Source organism: Quadrisphaera sp. DVD1, from assembly GCF_058932755.1.
Genome location: NZ_JBZYWI010000029.1, coordinates 1 through 18,807 on the forward strand (window position 1 = coordinate 1; position 18,807 = coordinate 18,807).

An 18,807-nucleotide genomic window follows, 5' to 3' on the forward strand; every position below is an offset into this window, starting at 1 on the left:
AGCGGCACGTCCCGCGGCACCCCGGCCACCGCGCGGCCCAGCACCGACGCGCCGTCGAGGTCGGCGGCGAGCTTGTCGGCCCCGCCCATCCGGGTGGCGCCACCGCCGGCGGGCACGATGACCACGCACCCCGCCCACGCCCCGCCCCCGGTCACCGCGACGCTCCGCTCACGCCCCGATCCTGCCCCGATCGGGTGAGCGCGCGCGGGGCGACCAGCGGGCGGAAGAGGACGAGCACCCCGGGTGTTCGCCCCGACGTGCGCATCTACGACGACATCACGCAGCTGACCGGCCGGACCCCGCTCGTGCGGCTGAACCGCCTGGCCGAGGGCGCTGGTGCCACCGTCGCCGCGAAGCTGGAGTTCTACAACCCCTCCGCCAGCGTCAAGGACCGGATCGGCGTGGCCATGGTCGAGGCCGCGGAGGCCTCGGGCGAGCTGCGGCCCGGCGGCACGATCGTGGAGGCCACCAGCGGCAACACCGGCATCGCGCTCGCGATGACCGGGGCGGCCAAGGGCTACCGGGTGGTCCTGACGATGCCCGAGACGATGAGCACCGAGCGCAAGCAGCTCCTGCGCGCCTACGGCGCCGAGCTCGTGCTCACCCCCGGCTCCGAGGGGATGCGCGGCGCCGTCGCCCGCGCCGCCGAGATCGCCGCCGAGCGCGGTGCCGTCCAGGTGCGCCAGTTCGCCAACGCCGCGAACCCGGCCGTGCACCGGCGGACCACCGCCGAGGAGATCTGGGCCGACACCGACGGCCAGGTGGACGCCGTGGTGGCCGGCATCGGCACCGGCGGCACCATCACCGGCGTCGGCCAGGTGCTCAAGGAGCGCCGGCCGGGCGTGCGCGTCATCGGCGTCGAGCCGGCGGAGTCCCCGATCCTCAACGGCGGCGCCCCCGGCCCCCACAAGATCCAGGGCATCGGCGCCAACTTCGTGCCCGAGGTGCTCGACCGCGGCGTCTATGACGAGGTCATCGACGTCGACGTCGACACCTCGGTGGCGTGGGCCCGCCGCGCGGCGCGCGAGGAGGGCATCCTCGCGGGCCTGTCGTCGGGCGCGGCGCTCTCCGCCGCGGTGCAGGTCGCGCAGCGGCCCGAGATGGACGGCAAGCTGGTCGTCGTGATCATCCCCTCCTACGGCGAGCGCTACCTCTCGACCGTGCTCTACAGCGACCTCGCCTGATCCGGTGACCGGTCCGGTGCCTGCTCCGGCGTCAGGTGCCCTGGGGTGGGTGCGGGCGGCGCTGGAGGACGTCGACGCCGCCCTGGCCCGCGACCCCGCGGCGCGCTCGCGCCTGGAGGTCGTGCTGACCTACCCGGGCGTGCACGCCGTGTGGGCGCACCGGCTGGCGCACGCCCTCTGGCAGCGCCCGGGGTGCTGGCTCCTGGCCCGCCTCGTGGCCCACTGGGCGCGGATGGTCACCGGCATCGAGATCCACCCCGCCGCGCAGCTCGGCCGGCGCGTGTTCATCGACCACGGCTCGGGCGTCGTGGTGGGGGAGACCGCCGTGGTCGGCGACGACGTCCTGCTCTACCACGGGGCCACCCTGGGCGGGCGGACCGGAGCGGTCGGCGTCCGCCACCCCCGGCTGGGGGCCGGCGTGGTCGTCGGCGCCGGGGCGCGGCTGCTCGGGCCGATCGTCGTGGGCGACGGCGCCCAGGTGGGTGCCAACGCCGTCGTCGTCAGGGACGTGCCGGCCGGCGCGGTCGTCGTCGGGGTGCCGGGCGTCGTGCGCCCCTCGCGCGCCGACGAGGTGCCCGCCGCTCCGGCGGATGCGCCGAACCCCTGACGGCCGGTCACCCGCGTCGTTACTCTCGGTAGACCGCCAGTTCCAGCAGAGGGGCCGGCTGTCGAGGGGGTCTGCGTGGGCGTCGTGGCGGAGCGGGACCAGCGCGCAGGGCTGCGCTGGCCCGTGCAGGCGACGGGTCGCCCGTCCGCCCCCGCGCCGACCGCGGGCGACGGGCTGCACCAGCTGGCCGCGCGCTTCGCCGAGGGCGACGAGGTGGCCGCCCAGCTCACCGCGGAGCTCCTCGTGCACGCCGGGGTCTCGCTGCTGGAGGTGTGCGAGGCGCTGCTGGCGGAGGTCGCGGTCGCGCGCCGCAGCGGCTCGCTGCTGGAGGGCAGCGACGCCGAGCTCCGCGCGCGGCGCCTGATGTCCCGGCTCGGCGGCGCCGCGGGCCGGGGGAGCGACGAGGTGCTCGTCGTCGCCGGCCCCGACCGGATGGACTCCCTGACCCTGGCGCTGCACCGGGTGGTCGAGTCGGCCGGCCGGCGGGTGCGCGTGGCGATCACCGCGGACGCGGACGACGCGCCGGCCATGGCGGCCGAGCGCGCCTGGGCCGCCGTCGTCCTCGACCACCCCGGTGCCCAGAGGCTCACGGGCCAGGTCGCCGCCGCGCTGGCCGAGCGCAGGGCCGACGCGCGCGTGGTCGTCGTCGGCGACGAGGCGGGCGCCCCCGAGCGCGGTGTCACGTGGACCCCTCGCGACCTGCGGCGCATGGTCAGCGCGTGCGGCTGCCTGCCCTGCGACCCGCTGACCGAGCGCGAGCGCGACGTGCTGGCCGCGGTCGCCGCGGGCCGCTCGAACGAGCAGGTCGGCCGGGGCCTCCAGCTCTCGCTGAGCACGGTGAAGACCTACCTCGAGCGGGTGCACGCCAAGCTCGGCTCGGTCGACCGCGCCTCGGCGGTGGCGATCGCCGTCCGCCGCGGGTGGATCTGAGGGCTCAGCCCTCGCGCCCGTCCTGCTCGCGCAGGTAGCGCTCCAGCTCGGCGGCCAGCTCCTCGCCGTTCGCGACCTCCTCCTCGGGCAGGCGGGGGGTCAGCAGGGACGGCCCCTCGAGCCCGCGCCCGGCGAGGACGGCGTCGTACTGGCGCTCGAGGGCCGCGACGGCGACCGACGTCTCCTCCGAGGCCGCCACCTGGGCGTCGACCTCACCGAGGACGACGCTGCCGGCGGCTGCCAGGGCCTGCACGGGCAGCTCCAGGTCGGCGCTGTCGGCCACGGCCTCCAGCAGCGCCACCGCCGCCGGCGGGAACTCCGCGCCGGCGAGGTAGTGCGGCACGTGCGCGGAGAAGCCCATCGAGGGCACGCCCTGCTCCGACAGGTGGAGCTCGAGGAAGGCCCCGGCGTGGCCGGGGACGGCGACCTCGCCCAGCCAGCGCGGGCGCCCGGCGATGAGCGCCCGGTCGGAGGCGTGGGCCGTCAGGGAGATGGGGCGGGTGTGCGGCGCGGCCCACGGGATGCCCTGCAGGCTGATCGCGCGGCTGACGCCCCAGCGCCTGACGAGCTGGGTGACCGCGGCGGAGAACCGGCGCCACTGCACGTCGGGCTCGGAGCCGACCAGGACGAGGAAGGTGCGGTCCTCGGCGTCGCGCACCTCGTGCAGCGACAGCTCGGGCATCTCGACGCTCGTGAAGCGGTCGCCGCTGAAGGCCATGGTGGGGCGGCGTCCGCGGTAGTCGACGAGCTGGTCGACGTCGAAGGTCGCCAGCAGCCGCGACGGCAGCTCGGCCAGCAGGTGCCGCAGGGCGAGGGACGAGGCGGCCCCGGCGTCGACGAACCCGGTGAAGGCGTGCAGCAGCACGGGTCCTCCGCCGAGCGGGTCGGCCGTCGCCTCGGCGACGACCTGGTACAGGTCCTCGGGTGCGAGCACGTGGTCCTCCTGGTCTCGTGGTCCTGCTCCTACAACGCCCGGCCGGCCCCAGCGCATCCCGCGGCCACCCGTGTGGCCTCCGGGCGGGCGGGGTACCACGCCGGTGCCAGCACCCGTCCCAGGAGAGGAACGCCCGTGGCCGCCACCCCGCGCATGACCGACGACAGCATCCGCGTGCGACAGCTCAGCCACTACCAGTTCAGCTGGACGGCGCGCGAGGGCGGCGAGAGCGGCCTCTGGACGCTGCAGCTCGTCCTCGACGAGGGCGCCTGGGAGGAGGTCCTCACGGTCAGCTCCGAGGACGCCGACGCCCTCCAGGACGTGCTGAAGAACACGAAGAACGTCTTCTACGACATCGACCGGCGCGTGCTGATGTTCGGGGTGACCCGGACCGGCGACTGAGGGGCCGGCACCCCGCTCGGTAGGCTCCGGGGCCCTGGAGGGCTGCCGGAGCGGCCGAACGGGGCGGTCTTGAAAACCGCTGACTGGTTCATCCCAGTCCGTGGGTTCGAATCCCACGCCCTCCGCCCTGACCTGCGGGTTCAGGCCAGGTGTCCGGGCGCCGCCCGGGCACCTGGGCAGGGCGACCTTCACGAGACCTTCACGGAGCTCCGCTGGAGACCCCGCCTGCGCCCGCCTGGCGCACCATCGCGGCGATCAGCTCGGCGGCCTCCTGGTCGACTGGGGGAGCACCCGCGTGTGGGTGTCCGCCGTGGAGGGGCTGCGCGCGTGGCCGAGCCGCTCGGCCACGACGGTGACGTCGACCCGGCTGCGAGGGCGTGCGTCGCGTGGGTGTGCCGGAGGCCGTGCAGGACGATCCGGGGCCGCCCGGCCTCGGCGCTGAGGGTGGTGGAGCGCCTGCTGACCAGTCCCGGCGAGACGGGTGCACCGTCCTCCCGGCAGAACACGAGGTCGAGGCTGTTGTAGGTGGGCCCCCAGGAGACGAGGCCAGCAGCGCCTCCAGGGTGGATCGCTGTGCGGGCTGCCTCCCGCAGGGATCTCAGACTGGTCCGTGGAGTCCGTCGAGTCCGTGGCTCTCGGGTCAGTGGGTCAGCAGAACCTTGACGACGGCGATCAGGGATCCGGCGACGGCGAGCCCGACCGCGCTCCACACGGTGCGCCGCGAGGAGCTCCCGGAGCCGAGCCGACTGGCCACCGAGCCGGTGAGTCCCAGGCGCACCACGACCACGAGCACCGCCACGAGCTGGGAGCCGCTGGTCCCCAGCCAGTCCAGCCAGTCCAGCGCCGCGACCAGCAGCACCCCCGCCGGCACCAGCCCGGACGTGGCGATGGGGACAGCGTCACGCAGCTCGGCGCGCAGGTGGGTCTCGGCGTCGTCGGTGCTGCGGCCGATGCCCGCGCCGACCCGGTCGGCCACCACGTGCGCCAGGTAGGTGGTGACCATCGTGGCCAGCACGATGACGACCGCTCGCCCGTCGTCCACCGACTCCGGGGTGCAGCCGACGACGGCCGCAAGGACCAGCACGTTGCCGTAGACGTAGGCGCTCACCCGGCTGCGGACCCGCTCGACGTCGGGTCGGCTCGTCGATGTTCCGCCCACAGCAGCGACCGCCGCGGACGGCGAACGGCGACCAGGGGACCGACCCTCGGGCACGGGACTCCTCTGCTCGTCAACGGCGGGGTGGGGACGCGTCTACCAGTGCCCAGTGCCCGCTGACCGATCTCACGGCCGATCCTCGCTCCTCGCCGCGGTGGGCGCGATGCGCACGGCTCGAGGGGCGGCATCCGGCACCTCGATCTCACGACACCGTGCCTGCGGTGACGTCAGTGATCTGGCGGAGTGGCGCCCTGCGCGAGCACCTCTCGTGCCCCTGAGGATCCTCGTCCGGGCAGCGTGCCGCTGCGACCGCTCACCGAGACGCTCCCCGGGCCCGTCGTCGACCGGCCAGCAGCGTCGGCGGGCTAGTCGGGCAGGTGGGGCTCCCCGGCGGCGGCCTGCTGCAGCCGGGTGCCGATGTCGCGCAGCTGCTTGACCTGGGTCTTGGTCAAGGGGTCGAGGACGATCCGGTGGACGGCCTCGACGTGACCGGGGGCGGCGGCGACGACTTTGTCCCACCCGCGCTCGGTGAGGGTGGCGAGGGTGTAGCGGCCGTCGGCGGGGTCGGGCCGGCGCGAGAGCAGACCCTGCTTCTCCAGCCTGCGGGCGACGTGGGACAGCCTCGACAGGGAACCGTGGACCAGCTCGGCGAGGTCGCTCATCCGGGCGGTGCGCTCGGGCTCCATCGACAGCCACGACAGGACCATGTACTCGAAGTAGCTCAACTGGGCATCACGCTGCATCTGGGCGTCCAGCGCCGCCGGGACGGTGATCAGCGCCCCCGCTAGCGCGACCCAGCCGTCGCGCTCCTCAGGGGTGAGCCAGCGAGGCTGCTCAGTGGCGCTCATGGTCATAAGGGTACGTGAACGTTCATGCGATCCACGACTCCATATCGCTTGACAGTTCAAGTTGCCAGCATCTACTGTCGATTGAACGTTCAAGCAAGCGGGCATCGGGCCCGCGCCCGTCACCCCTGGAGCGCGTCGTGAACATCGTCCTGTGGATCATCGCCGGCCTGCTGGCCCTCGCCTTCGCTGCGGCGGGGCTCATGAAGCTGGCCCAGCCTCGCGCCAAGCTCGTCGCCTCCGGCATGGCCTACGCCGAGGACTTCAGCGACGGAGCGATGAAGGGCATCGGCGCCCTGGAGGTCCTCGGAGCCCTCGGGCTGGTCCTGCCCGCCGCCCTGGGCGTGGCCGAGGTGCTCACCCCCCTCGCCGCCCTGGGTCTGACGCTGGTCATGGCCGGCGCCGTGGTCATCCACCTGCGCCGCGGTGAGTCCAAGGCCGTCGGCGCGCCGATCGTGCTGGGTCTGCTCGCCCTGGTCGTCGCCGTGCTGCGGTTCGGCGCCTACAGCTTCTGAGCCTTCGGACCACGCACGGCGACCGAGGCGGCCGCCGTCACCACTGGCCCACCTCCACCTCCCCGTAGCCACGCCAGCGCCCAGGAGCGACCATGCCCAGCCCCTTCCACCCCGCGGTGCCCGCCGGCGCCTTCGACGACTTCCTGCGCACCACCGCCCCCGCCGCGCGCAGCCGGCGCGCCTGGACGCCGGACGACGGGCCGATGCCGGCGCTGTACCTCAGCCACGGCGCACCGCCTCTGTTCGACGACCCGCACTGGATCAGCCAGCTCTTCGGCTGGGCCCAGTCGCTGCCGACCCCGCGCGCCATCCTCATCGTCTCCGCTCACTGGGAGTCCGAGACCGCGATGCTCTCCTCCCCGGTCGCCGGCACCCCCCTGGTGTACGACTTCGGCGGCTTCGACCAGCGCTACTTCCAGATGACCTACGCGACCCCCGACGTCACCGCCCTGGCGGCGCAGGTCGCCGCCCTGCTGCCGGACACCGAGTCCCTGCACACCTCGGCCACGCGGGGCCTGGACCACGGGGCCTGGGTGCCGCTGAAGGTGATGTACCCCTACGCCGACGTGCCCGTGCTGCAGCTGAGCATGCCGACCCACGACCCGGCCCGCCTGATGGACATGGGTCGGCGGCTGCGCCCGCTGCGCGAGGCCGGCGTGCTGGTCATCGGGTCCGGGTACATGACCCACGGGCTGCCGTTCATCACCCGCGACATGATCGTCCACGGCACGATCCCGGGCTGGTCGGGGGAGTTCGACGCCTGGGCCGCCGACGCCCTCGCCCGCGGCGACGTCGAGACCCTCGCGAGCTACCACCGCGCCCCCGGCATGCCCTACGCCCACCCCACCGTGGAGCACTTCACGCCGCTGTTCCTGACCCTCGGCGCTGCCGCCGACCCCACCGCGGCTCCCACCACGATCATCAGCGACTTCGCGATGGGCATGGCCAAGCGCTCCTTCCAGGTCGCCTGACCCGCCCACCCCACCCCCGTACCCACCAGTCCCCACCCACCAGTCCCACCCACCGTCAGCACTGACCTCACCTGAACCAGGAGCACAGACATGCGCGCACTCCACGTCCCCGCCGCCGGCGAGCAGCCCCAGCTCGGCGAGCTGGCCACGCCCGAGCCCACCGAGGGCACCGTCCAGATCCGCGTCAAGGCCGCTGGCCTGAACCCGATCGACAACGCCGTCGCGGCAGGCTTCCTGACCCAGATGGGCCTGCCCCACGAGTACCCCCTGGTCCTGGGCCGCGACGCCGCCGGCGTCGTGACGGCCGTCGGCGCGGGCGTGGACCACGTCGCCGTCGGCGACGAGGTCCTGGGCCACGTGCTGCTGGCCCCGCCGATCTCCGCCGGCACGCTGGCCGACTACGCCGTCCTGCCCACCGCGACCGTGGCCCCCAAGCCCGCCGGGCTGGACTGGACCGCCGCCGCTGCACTGCCCCTGGCCGGCGCCTCGGCCGTCCAATCCGTCGAGGCGATCGACCCCCAGCCGGGCCAGACCGTCCTGGTCAACGGCGCCTCCGGCGGCGTGGGCTCCTTCGCCATCCAGCTGCTCGCCGCCCGCGGCGTGACCGTCGTGGCCACCGGCAAGGCCTCCGACACCCAGCGGCTGACCGCCCTGGGCGCCACCACCGTCATCGACCACACCGCCGGGCCCGTCGCCGAGCAGGTCCGCGCCGCCTACCCCGACGGCGTCGACGCCCTGGTCAGCCTGCACGGGATGGACCCCTCGGCCACCCCGATCGCCGCCGTCCGCACCGGCGGGAAGGTCGCCGGCGTCGCCGGCGTCCCCGACGAGGCGACCCTGGCCGCAGCAGGACTGACCGGCACCTCGGTCATGGCCTTCCCCGCCCGTGAGGTCACCGGCCCCCTGGCCGAGCAGGCCGCCACCGGACAGCTCCAGGTCGCCGTCTCCCAGGTCCTGCCCCTGGACCAGGCGCTGGACGGCCTGGGCCGCCTGGCCACCGGCGGCGCCGGCGGCAAGCTCGTCGTCACCCTCGAGGACTGACCCACCAGCCCGGGAGCACCACCCGTCCGGAACCACCCACCGGGCAGGGGCCGGCGCAGCCACCACGGCGCCGCCGGCCCCTGTCCGCTCCCGGGAGCGCGACCTCCGTCCCGCAGTCGACCGGTCCCGCTCTTCGTCCCGACCCGTCCCCCCTTCGTCCCGCGCCGCACGCCAGGAGAGCCCCCATGACCACCTACGCCATCACCGGTGCCACCGGCCACCTCGGCCGTCTCGCCGTCCACGACCTCCTCGCCCGCGGCGTGCCCGCCTCCGACGTCGTCGCGCTGGTGCGGACCCCGGCCAAGGCCGCCGACCTCGCTGGCGCAGGAGTCCAGGTCCGCGAGGGCGACTACGACCGCCCCCAGACCCTCACCACCGCCCTGGCCGGCGTGGACCGCCTGCTGCTGGTCTCCGGCAGCGAGATCGGCCGTCGCCTGCCCCAGCACCAGGCCGTCATCGCCGCGGCCGCAGCGGCCGGCGTCGACCGGATCGTCTACACCAGCCTGCTGGGCGCTGACACCACCAGCCTGCCGATCGCCGCCGAGCACGTCGCCACCGAGCAGGCCCTGGCCGCCTCGGGCATCCCCTTCACCGTGCTGCGCAACGGCTGGTACACCGAGAACTACACCGGCCAGCTCCAGCAGCACCTCGCCAGCGGCACGATCCTGTCCGCCACCGGCCACGGCCGGATCTCCGCGGCCACCCGCGCCGACTACGCCACCGCTGCCATCACCGCCCTGACCAGCCCCGAGCAGGCCACCGGCGCCGTGCACGAGCTCGGCGGGCCTGCCTTCACCCTCGACGACCTCGCCGCCACGATCACCGAGGTCACCGGTACCCCCGTCACCCATCGCGACCTGCCCGCCGACCAGTACGCCGGCGCCCTGCAGGCCGCCGGCCTGGACGAGGCCACCGCCGGCTTCCTGACCGTGGTCGACACCGCCATCGCCGCCGGGCACCTGTACACCGACAGCGACGCCCTCACCCAGCTGCTCGCGCGCCCGGCCACTCCGCTGGCCGACGCGGTCCGCGCCGCCCACACCTGATCGGCATGCCACCCCCACCGCCGTGGTCACTTGACGCGTCAAGTACTGGGAACTACGGTCGCATGAAGCATCAAGTCATCTGACGTGTCGACCCGGAGGTTCCCCGTGACCGTGCAGTCCCCCACCGCCCCTGCCGCCACCACCGCGGCCCGCCCTTCGCGGGCCGCCCGGATCGGCATCGTCGCAGGCGTCGCGGTCGCGGCCTCGGTCGTCAACGGTGCCATCGCCCAGATCGCTCTCGCTCTGGGTGCCGACAGCAGCTTCATGCCGCTGCAGCCGGCCGCCTACGTCTTCCTGACCGTCGTCGGGGTGCTGCTGGCGCTGGTCGGCTGGACGCTCGTGCGCCGCTACTCCTCGCGCCCGGCCCGCCTGCTGGGCGTCCTGGTGCCCGCGGTGCTGCTGGTCTCCTTCGTCCCCGACCTCACCACCGCCCCTCAGATGCCTGGCGCGAGCACCCTGGGCGTCATCGCCCTGGTCCTCATGCACATCACGACGACCGCGATCATCGTGCTCGGCTTCACCCGCACCCACCCCGTGCGCTGAACCACCGATCCAGCACGCCGGCGGTCCACCCGGCCACAGCCGAGCCCGCGGGCGACCTGGCTCCCAGCTGCACCAACGCCGACGCCCACCTGGACGGCTCTGCGGCCTCCACGGCCGTCCGCGCCCAGGTCGAACGCTGGAAGCAGACCTCCGCCGCGTGCTCCGGCCTGGTCCAGGGCGCCCCCAGGCCGCCGGCCTCCCGCGGCGACACCGACCAGCGGCACCGACGACCGAGGAGCCAGCCATGTCCGAGCCCGCCAGCACGCCCGCTCCCGGCGGTGCCGCCGGCACAGGCACCCACCCGACCCGGCGCCGTGGTCGCGGGGCGAAGGTCGCCTGGGCGGTCTTGATGACCGTGGCCCTGGCCGTGATCGCCGTCGTGGCCGTGCTCGCAGTGGGCACCCTGGTGCCCGGGCTCGGCCTGCTCAGCGCCGTCGGGAACCTGCTCGCAGCCACCTTCAGCCCGCACTTCGCGCTGGCCGGCCTGGTCGTGGCAGCCGTCGGTGCCGTCGCCTGGCGGCGGGGTCTCCGCCGCAGCGGAGCGACCGCCGCGGCCCTGGGGTCGGCCAGCCTGGTCGCCAACCTCGCCGTCGTCGCGGTCATCGTGGGCGCGGTCGACGACCACGGCGGCTCGGTCGACCTGGCCGAGGCCACGTTCGGCCTGTCCTCCATCAGCGCGCCAGCACCCGACGAGGTCCGCACCTACGACCGCACCGAGGACGGTGAGGACCTCACCCTCGACATCTTCACCCCCACCACCCGGGGTCAGGCTCCCGCCCCAGCGGTGCTGTACGTCCACGGCGGTGGGTGGAGCCAGGGCACCGGCACCACCACCGCCGCCGACCACCGGGCCCTGGCCGACGCCGGCTACGTCGTCGTCTCGGTCAACTACGAGCTGTCCACCGAGGACGACCCCACCTGGGACGAGGCGCCCGCGCAGGTGGGGTGCGCGGCGGTGTGGCTGTCCGAGCACGCCAGCGAGCTCGGCGTCGACACCGATCGGCTGGCCTACTGGGGCGACTCGGCCGGCGGCAACCTGGCCCTGAACGCGGCCTACTCCGCCGCGCAGGGCACGGCCCGGTCCTCCTGCGCAGGAACGGTCCCTGTCCCGGCCGCCGTCGTCACCGACTACCCGGCCGCCGACGTCCGCGCCGCCGCCTCCTCCGGCGTCTCCGCGGGCGCCCTCGACAGCACCGCGCTGACCCAGCGGTACCTCGGTGGCACGGCCGAGCAGTTCCCCGAGCGCTACGACGCCGTCAGCACCGCGACGTACCTCTCGGCGCAGGCTCCGCCGACGTTGATCATCGAGCCCACCCGCGACACCCTCGTCCCGACCCAGAGCGTGTACGACTTCGCCGACCGAGCCCGAGCAGCGGGCGTCGACGTCGAGGTCGCGAAGATCCCCCTCAGCTGGCACATCTACACCCAGCTCGCCGCCGGCTCCATCGGCGACCAGGCACACCTGAGCATCGGCATGGACTACCTCGCCGCGCAGCTCAGCTGACGACCCTCGGACGGTCCTAGCGCCGAGCTCTTCCGGTCGGTGCCGGTGGGGCTACTCGGGCTGGGCGAGCACCGGGGGAGTGGCCGGGACGCCGGGCGGGATGCGGTTGGGCCCGGCCTCGGCGGGGCGCGGCCGGTCCTGGCGGTGCAGGCGGACGGCGATGAGCGCGACGTCGTCCTCGGGGCGCGGCGGCAGCATCCCGGCGAGGAGCCCGTCGCACAGCTCGTCGAGCGTCAGGTCACGGGCCGCGAGGTCCTCGAGCAGCTGCTGCAGGCGCAGGAGACCGCCCTCGAGGGACTGGCCGCGGCGCTCGACGAGCCCGTCGGTGTAGAGGAGCACGGTGGCCCCCCGGTCGAGGGCGACCTCCGACTCGCGCCGGGCCGTGCCGGGGGCGACGCCGAGCAGCAGGTCCGACGCGGCGGGGGACAGCGCGAGGACCGTGCCGTCGGGGTTGACGACCATGGGCGGTGGGTGGCCCGCGTTGGACCAGCGCAGCGTGGTGGTGCCCCGGCGCTCCTGGCTGGTGTCCTGCTCCAGCCGGGCGACGACGGCGGTGGCGGTGGTGTCGACCTGCAGGGTCTCCATCACGTCGTCCACCTTGCGCAGGATCTGGGCCGGGCCGAGGCCGTCGGCGGCGCCGAGGCCGCGCAGGAGGGTCCGGACCTGGCTCATGGCCGCGGCGGCCTGGGTGTCGTGGCCGACGACGTCGCCGATGACGAGCACGGTGGCGCCGTCGGGCTGGAGGAAGGCGTCGTACCAGTCGCCGCCGACCTGCGACGCCTCGGCGGCGGGGGTGTAGCGCACGACGACCTGGAGGTGGTCGGGCTCGGGGGGCGCGGTCAGCAGGGAGCGCTGCAGGGCCTCGGCGAGGTCGCGCTGCTGGCGGTAGAGGCGGGCGTTGTCGAGCACGACGCCGGCGCGGGCGGCGACGTGGGTGGTGGTGAGGAGGTCCTGCACGGTCGAGGGCCCGCGCTCCGCGCCGCTGAAGAGGCTGACGATGCCGACCGTGCCGTTGCGCCCGGTGAGGGGGTAGACGGCGATGCGGGCGGGGGCGAGGCGCTGCAGGAGGTCGCCGACGGGACCCGGCCGCAGCATGGCCAGGGCGGCTCGGGTGGCATCGGACCCGATGAACTGCGGGGTGCCCGTCTCCATGACGCGCACGACGATCGCGTCGTCGGTGAGGGCGTCGAGGCGGGTGCGGGCGTAGGCCTCGACGACGTCCTGCAGGGCGGGGTCGGCGTGGGCGGCGCCGGCGGTGCGCAGGCCGCGGCGGCGTCCCGTGGCGTGCTGGTCGTCGACGAGGGTGACCACGGCCCAGTCGGCCAGCGCGGGGACCACCAGGGACGCGAGCGCGGCGGCCGCCTCCTCGAGGTCCAGGTCGGTCGACAGCTCCTCGGTGATCCGTGCGAGCAGGTGGGCCCGGCGCGCGGCGGCCTCGGCGTCGTCCTGCAGCTGCCGGCGGGCGGTGATGTCGAGGAAGTACACGGCCATGCCGCTGGCGGTGCGCTCGACGCGGACCTCGACCCACACGTCGACGGGCTCGGGGTAGTAGGCGTCGAAGGTGGTGCTCTCGCCGGTGGCCATGGTGCGGCGGTAGCTGGTCTCGAAGACCGTGCCCAGGGCGGCGGGGAAGACCTCCCAGTAGCTGCGGCCGAGGACGCCGGCCCGGTCCATGCCGGAGATCCGCTCGAACGCGGCGTTGACGTGGGTGAGGTGCCAGTCGGCGTCAACGGCGAAGAACCCCACCGGGAGGGACTCCACGATGCCGGCGATGCGGTCGGAGGCCTCGCGGGTCGCCGTGACGTCCCAGGCGGCCCCGAGGAGCCGGGTGGTCGCGCCGGTCTCGTCGCGCAGCGCGCGACCGCGGGCGCTCACCCACCGGGTGCTGGTCCCGGGCGGGAGGACGCGGTAGGTGGCCTCGAAGTCCCCGCCGGTGTCGATGGCGGTCTGCAGGCGGCCGGTGACGTCGGCGACGTCCTCGGGGTGGACGCGGGCGTTGAAGTCCTCGATCGACTCGTCGAACTCGCCGCGGTGGTAGCCGAAGAGCTCCACCAGGCGGTCGTCCCACACGAGGCGGCCACTGGTCAGGTCCCAGTCGAAGGTGCCGACGCCGGCCGCGTCCGTGGCCAGCTCCCCGAGGATCCGCCGCGCGTCGTCCTCCTCGGCCAGGGCGCTGGCCTGCAGGTCGGCCACGGCGAGGTCGGCGAGGCGGCCGAGGAGGGCGACGTCGGCGTCGGTCCACGTCCGGGGCAGCGGCTCGAAGACGCACAGCGCGCCGACGACGTCGCCGCTGCGGGTGGCCAGCGGCACGCCCAGGTACGAGCCGACGACGCCCGAGAGCACCGGCTCCCGGTCGCGCACCCGCTCGTCGGCCGCGGCGTCCGGGACGACCACCGGCCCGTCGACGACCGCGGTGAGCGTGCACAGCGCCTCGGCCAGGGAGGACTGCTCGCCGACCGAGGGGCCGGCGAGCCCGGCGCCCGCGGTGACCGTCTGCACCTCGGTGAGCACCGAGACCTGGGCCGCGGTGGTGCGCAGCAGCGCCATGGCCAGCTCGGCCAGGCGGTTCAGGACGGCGTCGCTGCCCGGCTCGGGCCCGAGGCGGCGGGCGAGGTCACGACGGGACCGCTCCTGCTCGGAGGGCACGCCCACGGCGCCGACCTCGACGTCGTGATCGTCCTTCTCCTGCGGCACAGCACGCTCTCCTCGACGGCCGGGCCTCCGGTGGGCCTCGCGCTCCCCGCCATTGTGACGGCCCTCTGCGGGCCGCGGGGCCGCCTTCCGCAGATCACGGCTCGTCGACGGTCTCGATCGTCGCGCCGGTCGTGATGGTGCCGCCGGTGACGATGTCGGCGCGCAGGCCGCCGCGGTGGATCAGCCCGCGCAGCACGCCCCTGGTCGTGAGGCGCTCGAGGTGGGCGCACGGCTCGCACAGGCGCTGGCCGACGCACTCGACGTCCCCGATCCGGAAGCGGCGCCCGACCAGGGCGTTGAGGTCGATGCCGCGGGTGACGACGTTGCGGCGGGCCTCGGCGGGGGCGAGGTCGACGCCGTCCGCGGCGAGCCCGTCCAGGGCCTCGGCCTCGATGAGGGTGAGGTCGTAGCCGCGGGTGCCGCGCCGGCCCGGCGTGAAGGTGCCGGCGTGGTCGGCGTAGCGGTCGCCCTCCAGGCCCCGGCCCGCGAGCGCCCGGGCGGAGGGGACGAGCCGCATCGGGCTGGTGGCCGCCTCGGCGACGGCGAGGGCCTCGACCCGTCCGCGCAGCGCGCCGCGCGCGGACGGGTCGGTGACGGCGCCGGCCGACGGGTCCAGGGTGGCCAGGACGAAGCCGCGGCGCACCGGCAGGTCGGCGGCGGCGCGGCTGAGCAGGGTGCGGTCCGCGGGGCTGAGGACCACCCCGGGCGGCGTGCCGAACACGAGCACGGCCGCCTGCTCGCCGGGGCCGTCCGGGGAGGCCCCGGCGGCGAGGACGGCGATCCAGTACCCGGGCAGGGTGAAGCCGGACGGCGCGGCGACCTCGACGAGCCCCAGGCCGAGGCCGGCCAGCCAGCCGCGCCACGTGCGCACGGCCTCGGCGAGGTCGTCGGGCGGGGCCTCGGGCAGCGCTGCGAGGGGCACGGCGGTGACCGAGGCCAGGCAGGCCGCGAAGGACCGCGCCAGCAGCGAGCCGGCCGGGCCGGCGGGGAGGTCGACGTCGATCACGGCGGGCACGGCCTTCCGGAGCAGGGGGCGGTGTCGCCCATCGTGCCGCTCACAGGGCGGTGAGCAGCAGGGACGCGGCGAGGGCGAACATGACCGTCGCGATGAGCGCGTCGAGGACGCGCCACGCGCGGGGGCGGGCGAAGAGCGGCCGCAGCCGCGCGGCGCCCCAGCCGAGGGCCGTGAACCACAGGGCGCTGCCCGTGGCTGCGCCGGCGGCGAACCACCACCGGTCGCCGAGGTGCGTCTGGGCGATCGACCCGAGGAGGACGACGGTGTCGAGGTAGACGTGCGGGTTGAGCCAGGTCAGCGCCAGCGCCGTGGCCACCGCGGCGGCCGCGGAGGACGGCGCGGCACCGGCCCCGGGCACCAGCGCCTGGGCGCGCAGCGCCCGCCGGGCGGCCAGGAGGCCGTAGCCGGCGAGGAAGGCGGCGCCGGCGAGCCGCACCACGACCAGCAGCGACGGCCACCGGTCGAGGGCGCTGCCGGCCCCCGCCACCCCGGCCGCGATGAGGAGGACGTCGGAGACCACGCAGATCGCGACCACGACCGCCAGGTGCTGGCCGCGCAGCCCCTGGCGCAGGACGAAGGCGTTCTGGGCGCCGATCGCGACGATGAGCGACAGCCCGAGGCCGAGGCCGGAGAGCGCGGCGACGAGGGCGGGGGGCACGCATCCACGGTAGGAAGGTGGGCGTCGTGAGGGAAGTTCATGTTCCTGACGCTGCATTAGCCTCGCTGTCGTGGATCTCGACCTGGCCCAGCTGAGGGCGCTGAGCGCTGCGGTCTCCGAGGGCAGCCTGGACGCCGCGGCGCGGGTGCTGCACGTGACCCCCTCGGCGGTCAGCCAGCGCCTGCGGGCCCTGGAGGTCGCCACCGGGCGGGTGCTGCTGGTCCGCAGCCGGCCCGTCCGGGCCACCGCGTCGGGCGAGGTGCTCCTGCGCCTGGCCCGCCAGGTCGACCTGCTGACCACCGACGCCCTGGCCGAGCTGGACGCCGGCGTCGCGGGCGAGGGCGGCCAGACGCTGCCGATCGCCGTGAACGCGGACTCCCTCGCCACGTGGGCGCTGCCCGCGCTGGCGCAGGCGGCCGCGGACGCGGCAGGAGCGGTGCGCCTCGACGTCCACCGCGACGACGAGGAGCACACCGCCGCCCTGCTGCGCTCGGGCACCGTCGTCGCCGCCATCACCGCCGACCCCGACCCCGTGCCGGGCTGCTCGGTCACCCGCCTGGGCCGCATGCGGTACCGGCCGACGGCCTCGGCGGAGCCGGCCCGGCGCTGGTTCCCCGACGGCCCCACGGCGGCCGCCCTCGGCGCGGCCCCCGTCGTGGTCTTCGACCGCAAGGACGACCTGCAGCACCGCTACCTGCGCGGACGCGGCGTCACGGCGGCGCCGCCGACGCACTGGGTGCCCTCGTCGGCGGACTTCCTCACCGCCATCACCCTCGGCATGGGCTGGGGCATGCTCCCCGACCTGCAGAGCCGGCCCGGTCGGGAGAGCGGCCGGCTGGTGACCACCGACCCCGCCGGCACGACCGACGTCGAGCTGCACTGGCAGCAGTGGAAGCTCCGATCGCCCGTGCTCGACCGCGTGGCCGCCGCCGTCCTCGCCGCGGCGCGCGACCAGCTGCTGCCCTAGAGCCGCTGCTACGGTCCGGGACGTGGGTCTGCGCGGGGTGCCGAGCCCGTCGACGACCCCGGTGGGCTCCGGCACCTCCGCGACCTCCGCGGCCGCCCCCTCCTTCCTCGTGCTCGTGCTGCTCAGCGGCATCTCGCCGCTCGCCACGGACATGTACCTGCCGGCCCTGCCGGCCCTGGGGGCCTCGCTCGGCGCCAGCGCGTCGACGGCCCAGCTCACCCTGACGGCGTTCCTCGTCGGCCTGGCGCTGGGGCAGCTCGTGCTCGGGCCGCTCAGCGACGCCGCGGGGCGCAGGCCCTTCCTCCTCTGGGGCCCGGCGGCCTTCCTCCTGGCCTCCCTGGGGTGCGCGCTGGCCCCGTCGGCGGGGGTGCTCGTCGTGCTGCGCCTGGTGCAGGGCTTCGCCGGCGCGGCGGGCGTGGTCTGCGCGCGGGCGGTGATCAGCGACCACTACACCGGCGCCCGGGCGGCGGGGCGCTTCGGCCTCCTGTCCGCCGTGACCTTCCTCGCGCCCGTGGTGGCCCCCGGCCTGGGCGCGCTGCTCCTGCTCGTCGGCGACTGGCGCCTGGTGTTCTTCGTCCTCGCCGCCGTCGGGCTCGTGCAGCTCCTGGGCGTGGTGGTGCGGGTGCCCGAGACGCTGCCCCCCGAGCGGCGCCAGCCGGGGTCGCTGCCCGCGGCGCTCGCCCGCACGGGCGACCTGCTGCGCGACCGGCGCTTCACCGCCCACGTCGTCGTGGTGTCCCTGGCCACGATGGGGTTCTTCAGCTACATCGGGGGCTCGTCGTTCGTCCTGCAGGGGGTCTACGGCATCAGCGCGAGCACGTACGGGCTGGTCTTCGCCGTGAACGCGGTCGTCATGGCGGTGGCCAGCGCGCTCTTCGCCGGGCTGGTCCGGCGGTGGTCGCTGCACGGCCTGCGCCTCACCGGCCTGGCGCTCTCCTGCGCCGGGGCGGTGGCGCTGGCGGCGGCGAGCCTGTCGTCGGGGGAACCGCCGCTGGTGCTCGTGGCCGCGCTGCTCGCGGCCGTGGCCGGGGGCATGGGGCTGGTCCTGCCGGCCTCCACCGCGCTGTGCCAGCAGGCCGGGTCCCGCGCCGCCGGGACGGCGTCCGCCCTCAGCGGTGGGCTCGCCTTCGGCTGCGGGGCGCTCGTCATCCCGCTCACCGGGCTGCTGGGCAGCACGTCGCTGCTCCCGATGGCGGCGCTCATGGCCGGGTTCCTCGTCCTGTCCCTCGCCGCCGCGCGGGTGCTGGCGACCCGCTGACCCGCGGGGTCAGAGGCCCACGACGGAGCTGCGCCGCTCCACGGCGACCACGTCGCGCCACCGCCCGGCCAGCGGGCCCGACGGCATGCGGCCCACGCGCTCGCGCACCCCGACCTCGCGGAAGCCCGCGGCGCGGTGCAGGGCCCGGCTCGCGGTGTTCTCCGGGAAGACCGCCGACTGCAGCGTCCAGATGCCCGCGGCCTCGGTGGAGGCGACCAGGGACTCGAGCAGCAGCCGGCCGACGCCCTGCCCGCGCGCGCTCGGGGCGACGTAGACGGAGTGCTCGACCACGCCGGCGTAGACGCAGCGGTCCGAGACCGGCGAGACCGCGGCCCAGCCGAGCACGAGGCCGCCGGCGTCCACGACGACGAGGCGGTGCGCGGGCGACTTCGCCGCGTCGAAGGCCGGCCAGTCCGGCGGCTCGGCCTCGAAGGTGGCGTGGCCGGTGGCGATGCCGGCCGCGTAGACCTCGCGCACGCCGGGCCAGTGCTCGGGCCGCAGCGGGACGACGGCGCGGGCGCTCGCGGCAGGCATCGG

At 75.5% G+C, this 18,807-nt stretch carries 19 protein-coding genes and 1 tRNA gene; 13 read left to right on the forward strand and 7 right to left on the reverse strand.

What is annotated here, in order from left to right; translation table 11 throughout:
• Positions 1 to 257: 257 nt before the first annotated feature.
• From cysK to AC5FZL_RS05255, 3 genes are all read left to right on the forward strand, one after another.
• The gene (gene cysK / locus AC5FZL_RS05245; protein WP_493617542.1) at positions 258 to 1,184 is read left to right on the forward strand and encodes a cysteine synthase A; all 927 of its coding nucleotides are present in this window, start codon (positions 258 to 260) and stop codon (positions 1,182 to 1,184) included.
• Between the two features lie 4 nt (positions 1,185 to 1,188).
• Positions 1,189 to 1,791 (forward strand): serine O-acetyltransferase, encoded by a 603-nt coding sequence (gene cysE / locus AC5FZL_RS05250; RefSeq protein ID WP_493617515.1) that lies wholly within the window; start codon positions 1,189 to 1,191, stop codon positions 1,789 to 1,791.
• Between the two features lie 75 nt (positions 1,792 to 1,866).
• Positions 1,867 to 2,721, forward strand: coding sequence for a helix-turn-helix transcriptional regulator (locus tag AC5FZL_RS05255; RefSeq protein ID WP_493617516.1), 855 nt, complete (start codon positions 1,867 to 1,869; stop codon positions 2,719 to 2,721).
• Between the two features lie 4 nt (positions 2,722 to 2,725).
• Here AC5FZL_RS05255 and AC5FZL_RS05260 read toward each other — a convergent pair whose 3' ends face one another.
• On the reverse strand, positions 2,726 to 3,655 hold the full coding sequence (locus tag AC5FZL_RS05260) for a PAC2 family protein (protein WP_493617517.1): 930 nt from the start codon (positions 3,653 to 3,655) through the stop codon (positions 2,726 to 2,728).
• Positions 3,656 to 3,790: 135 nt separating this feature from the next.
• On the opposite strand from AC5FZL_RS05260, the gene AC5FZL_RS05265 reads away from it, so the two are divergent.
• Together AC5FZL_RS05265 and AC5FZL_RS05270 are read left to right on the forward strand one after the other, a co-directional pair.
• Positions 3,791 to 4,057, forward strand: coding sequence for a hypothetical protein (locus AC5FZL_RS05265; RefSeq protein ID WP_493617518.1), 267 nt, complete (start codon positions 3,791 to 3,793; stop codon positions 4,055 to 4,057).
• A 36-nt stretch (positions 4,058 to 4,093) separates the two neighbouring features.
• A tRNA-Ser gene (locus AC5FZL_RS05270) sits at positions 4,094 to 4,182 on the forward strand.
• 515 nt (positions 4,183 to 4,697) lie between these two features.
• On the opposite strand, the gene AC5FZL_RS05275 is transcribed toward AC5FZL_RS05270, so the two are convergent.
• Positions 4,698 to 5,165 carry a hypothetical protein gene (locus AC5FZL_RS05275; protein WP_493617519.1) on the reverse strand — a complete coding sequence of 156 codons (468 nt, stop codon included), beginning with the start codon at positions 5,163 to 5,165 and terminating at the stop codon, positions 4,698 to 4,700.
• Between the two features lie 413 nt (positions 5,166 to 5,578).
• Positions 5,579 to 6,061 carry a MarR family winged helix-turn-helix transcriptional regulator gene (locus tag AC5FZL_RS05280; protein ID WP_493617520.1) on the reverse strand — a complete coding sequence of 161 codons (483 nt, stop codon included), beginning with the start codon at positions 6,059 to 6,061 and terminating at the stop codon, positions 5,579 to 5,581.
• A 137-nt stretch (positions 6,062 to 6,198) separates the two neighbouring features.
• Between AC5FZL_RS05280 and AC5FZL_RS05285 the strand changes: the two genes are divergently transcribed.
• The 6 genes from AC5FZL_RS05285 (at position 6,199) to AC5FZL_RS05310 (ending at position 11,678) form a co-directional block, all read left to right on the forward strand.
• Complete coding sequence (locus AC5FZL_RS05285; protein ID WP_493617521.1) at positions 6,199 to 6,573, forward strand: DoxX family protein; 375 nt, start codon at positions 6,199 to 6,201, stop codon at positions 6,571 to 6,573.
• A gap of 92 nt (positions 6,574 to 6,665) precedes the next feature.
• Positions 6,666 to 7,544, forward strand: a complete 879-nt coding sequence (locus tag AC5FZL_RS05290; RefSeq protein WP_493617522.1) for a dioxygenase family protein — start codon at positions 6,666 to 6,668, stop codon at positions 7,542 to 7,544.
• 90 nt (positions 7,545 to 7,634) lie between these two features.
• The gene (locus AC5FZL_RS05295) at positions 7,635 to 8,585 is read left to right on the forward strand and encodes an NADP-dependent oxidoreductase (RefSeq protein WP_493617523.1); all 951 of its coding nucleotides are present in this window, start codon (positions 7,635 to 7,637) and stop codon (positions 8,583 to 8,585) included.
• Between the two features lie 185 nt (positions 8,586 to 8,770).
• Positions 8,771 to 9,631, forward strand: a complete 861-nt coding sequence (locus tag AC5FZL_RS05300) for an SDR family oxidoreductase (RefSeq protein ID WP_493617524.1) — start codon at positions 8,771 to 8,773, stop codon at positions 9,629 to 9,631.
• A 105-nt stretch (positions 9,632 to 9,736) separates the two neighbouring features.
• Positions 9,737 to 10,174 carry a DUF6069 family protein gene (locus tag AC5FZL_RS05305; protein ID WP_493617525.1) on the forward strand — a complete coding sequence of 146 codons (438 nt, stop codon included), beginning with the start codon at positions 9,737 to 9,739 and terminating at the stop codon, positions 10,172 to 10,174.
• A 244-nt stretch (positions 10,175 to 10,418) separates the two neighbouring features.
• Entirely contained in the window at positions 10,419 to 11,678 is a 1,260-nt protein-coding gene (locus AC5FZL_RS05310) for an alpha/beta hydrolase fold domain-containing protein (RefSeq protein WP_493617526.1), read from the forward strand.
• 51 nt (positions 11,679 to 11,729) lie between these two features.
• Here AC5FZL_RS05310 and AC5FZL_RS05315 read toward each other — a convergent pair whose 3' ends face one another.
• The 3 genes from AC5FZL_RS05315 to AC5FZL_RS05325 all read right to left on the reverse strand — a co-directional run bounded on the left by AC5FZL_RS05315 (position 11,730) and on the right by AC5FZL_RS05325 (position 16,045).
• Positions 11,730 to 14,372, reverse strand: coding sequence for a SpoIIE family protein phosphatase (locus AC5FZL_RS05315; protein WP_493617527.1), 2,643 nt, complete (start codon positions 14,370 to 14,372; stop codon positions 11,730 to 11,732).
• 94 nt (positions 14,373 to 14,466) lie between these two features.
• The gene (locus AC5FZL_RS05320; RefSeq protein ID WP_493617528.1) at positions 14,467 to 15,387 is read right to left on the reverse strand and encodes an MOSC domain-containing protein; all 921 of its coding nucleotides are present in this window, start codon (positions 15,385 to 15,387) and stop codon (positions 14,467 to 14,469) included.
• A gap of 40 nt (positions 15,388 to 15,427) precedes the next feature.
• Complete coding sequence (locus AC5FZL_RS05325; protein WP_493617529.1) at positions 15,428 to 16,045, reverse strand: LysE/ArgO family amino acid transporter; 618 nt, start codon at positions 16,043 to 16,045, stop codon at positions 15,428 to 15,430.
• A gap of 70 nt (positions 16,046 to 16,115) precedes the next feature.
• Between AC5FZL_RS05325 and AC5FZL_RS05330 the strand changes: the two genes are divergently transcribed.
• Positions 16,116 to 17,012, forward strand: coding sequence for a LysR family transcriptional regulator ArgP (locus AC5FZL_RS05330; RefSeq protein WP_493617530.1), 897 nt, complete (start codon positions 16,116 to 16,118; stop codon positions 17,010 to 17,012).
• Between the two features lie 22 nt (positions 17,013 to 17,034).
• On the forward strand, positions 17,035 to 18,270 hold the full coding sequence (locus AC5FZL_RS05335; RefSeq protein WP_493617531.1) for a multidrug effflux MFS transporter: 1,236 nt from the start codon (positions 17,035 to 17,037) through the stop codon (positions 18,268 to 18,270).
• 9 nt (positions 18,271 to 18,279) lie between these two features.
• Here AC5FZL_RS05335 and AC5FZL_RS05340 read toward each other — a convergent pair whose 3' ends face one another.
• Complete coding sequence (locus AC5FZL_RS05340; protein WP_493617532.1) at positions 18,280 to 18,804, reverse strand: GNAT family N-acetyltransferase; 525 nt, start codon at positions 18,802 to 18,804, stop codon at positions 18,280 to 18,282.
• Between the last annotated feature and the right edge of the window lie 3 nt (positions 18,805 to 18,807).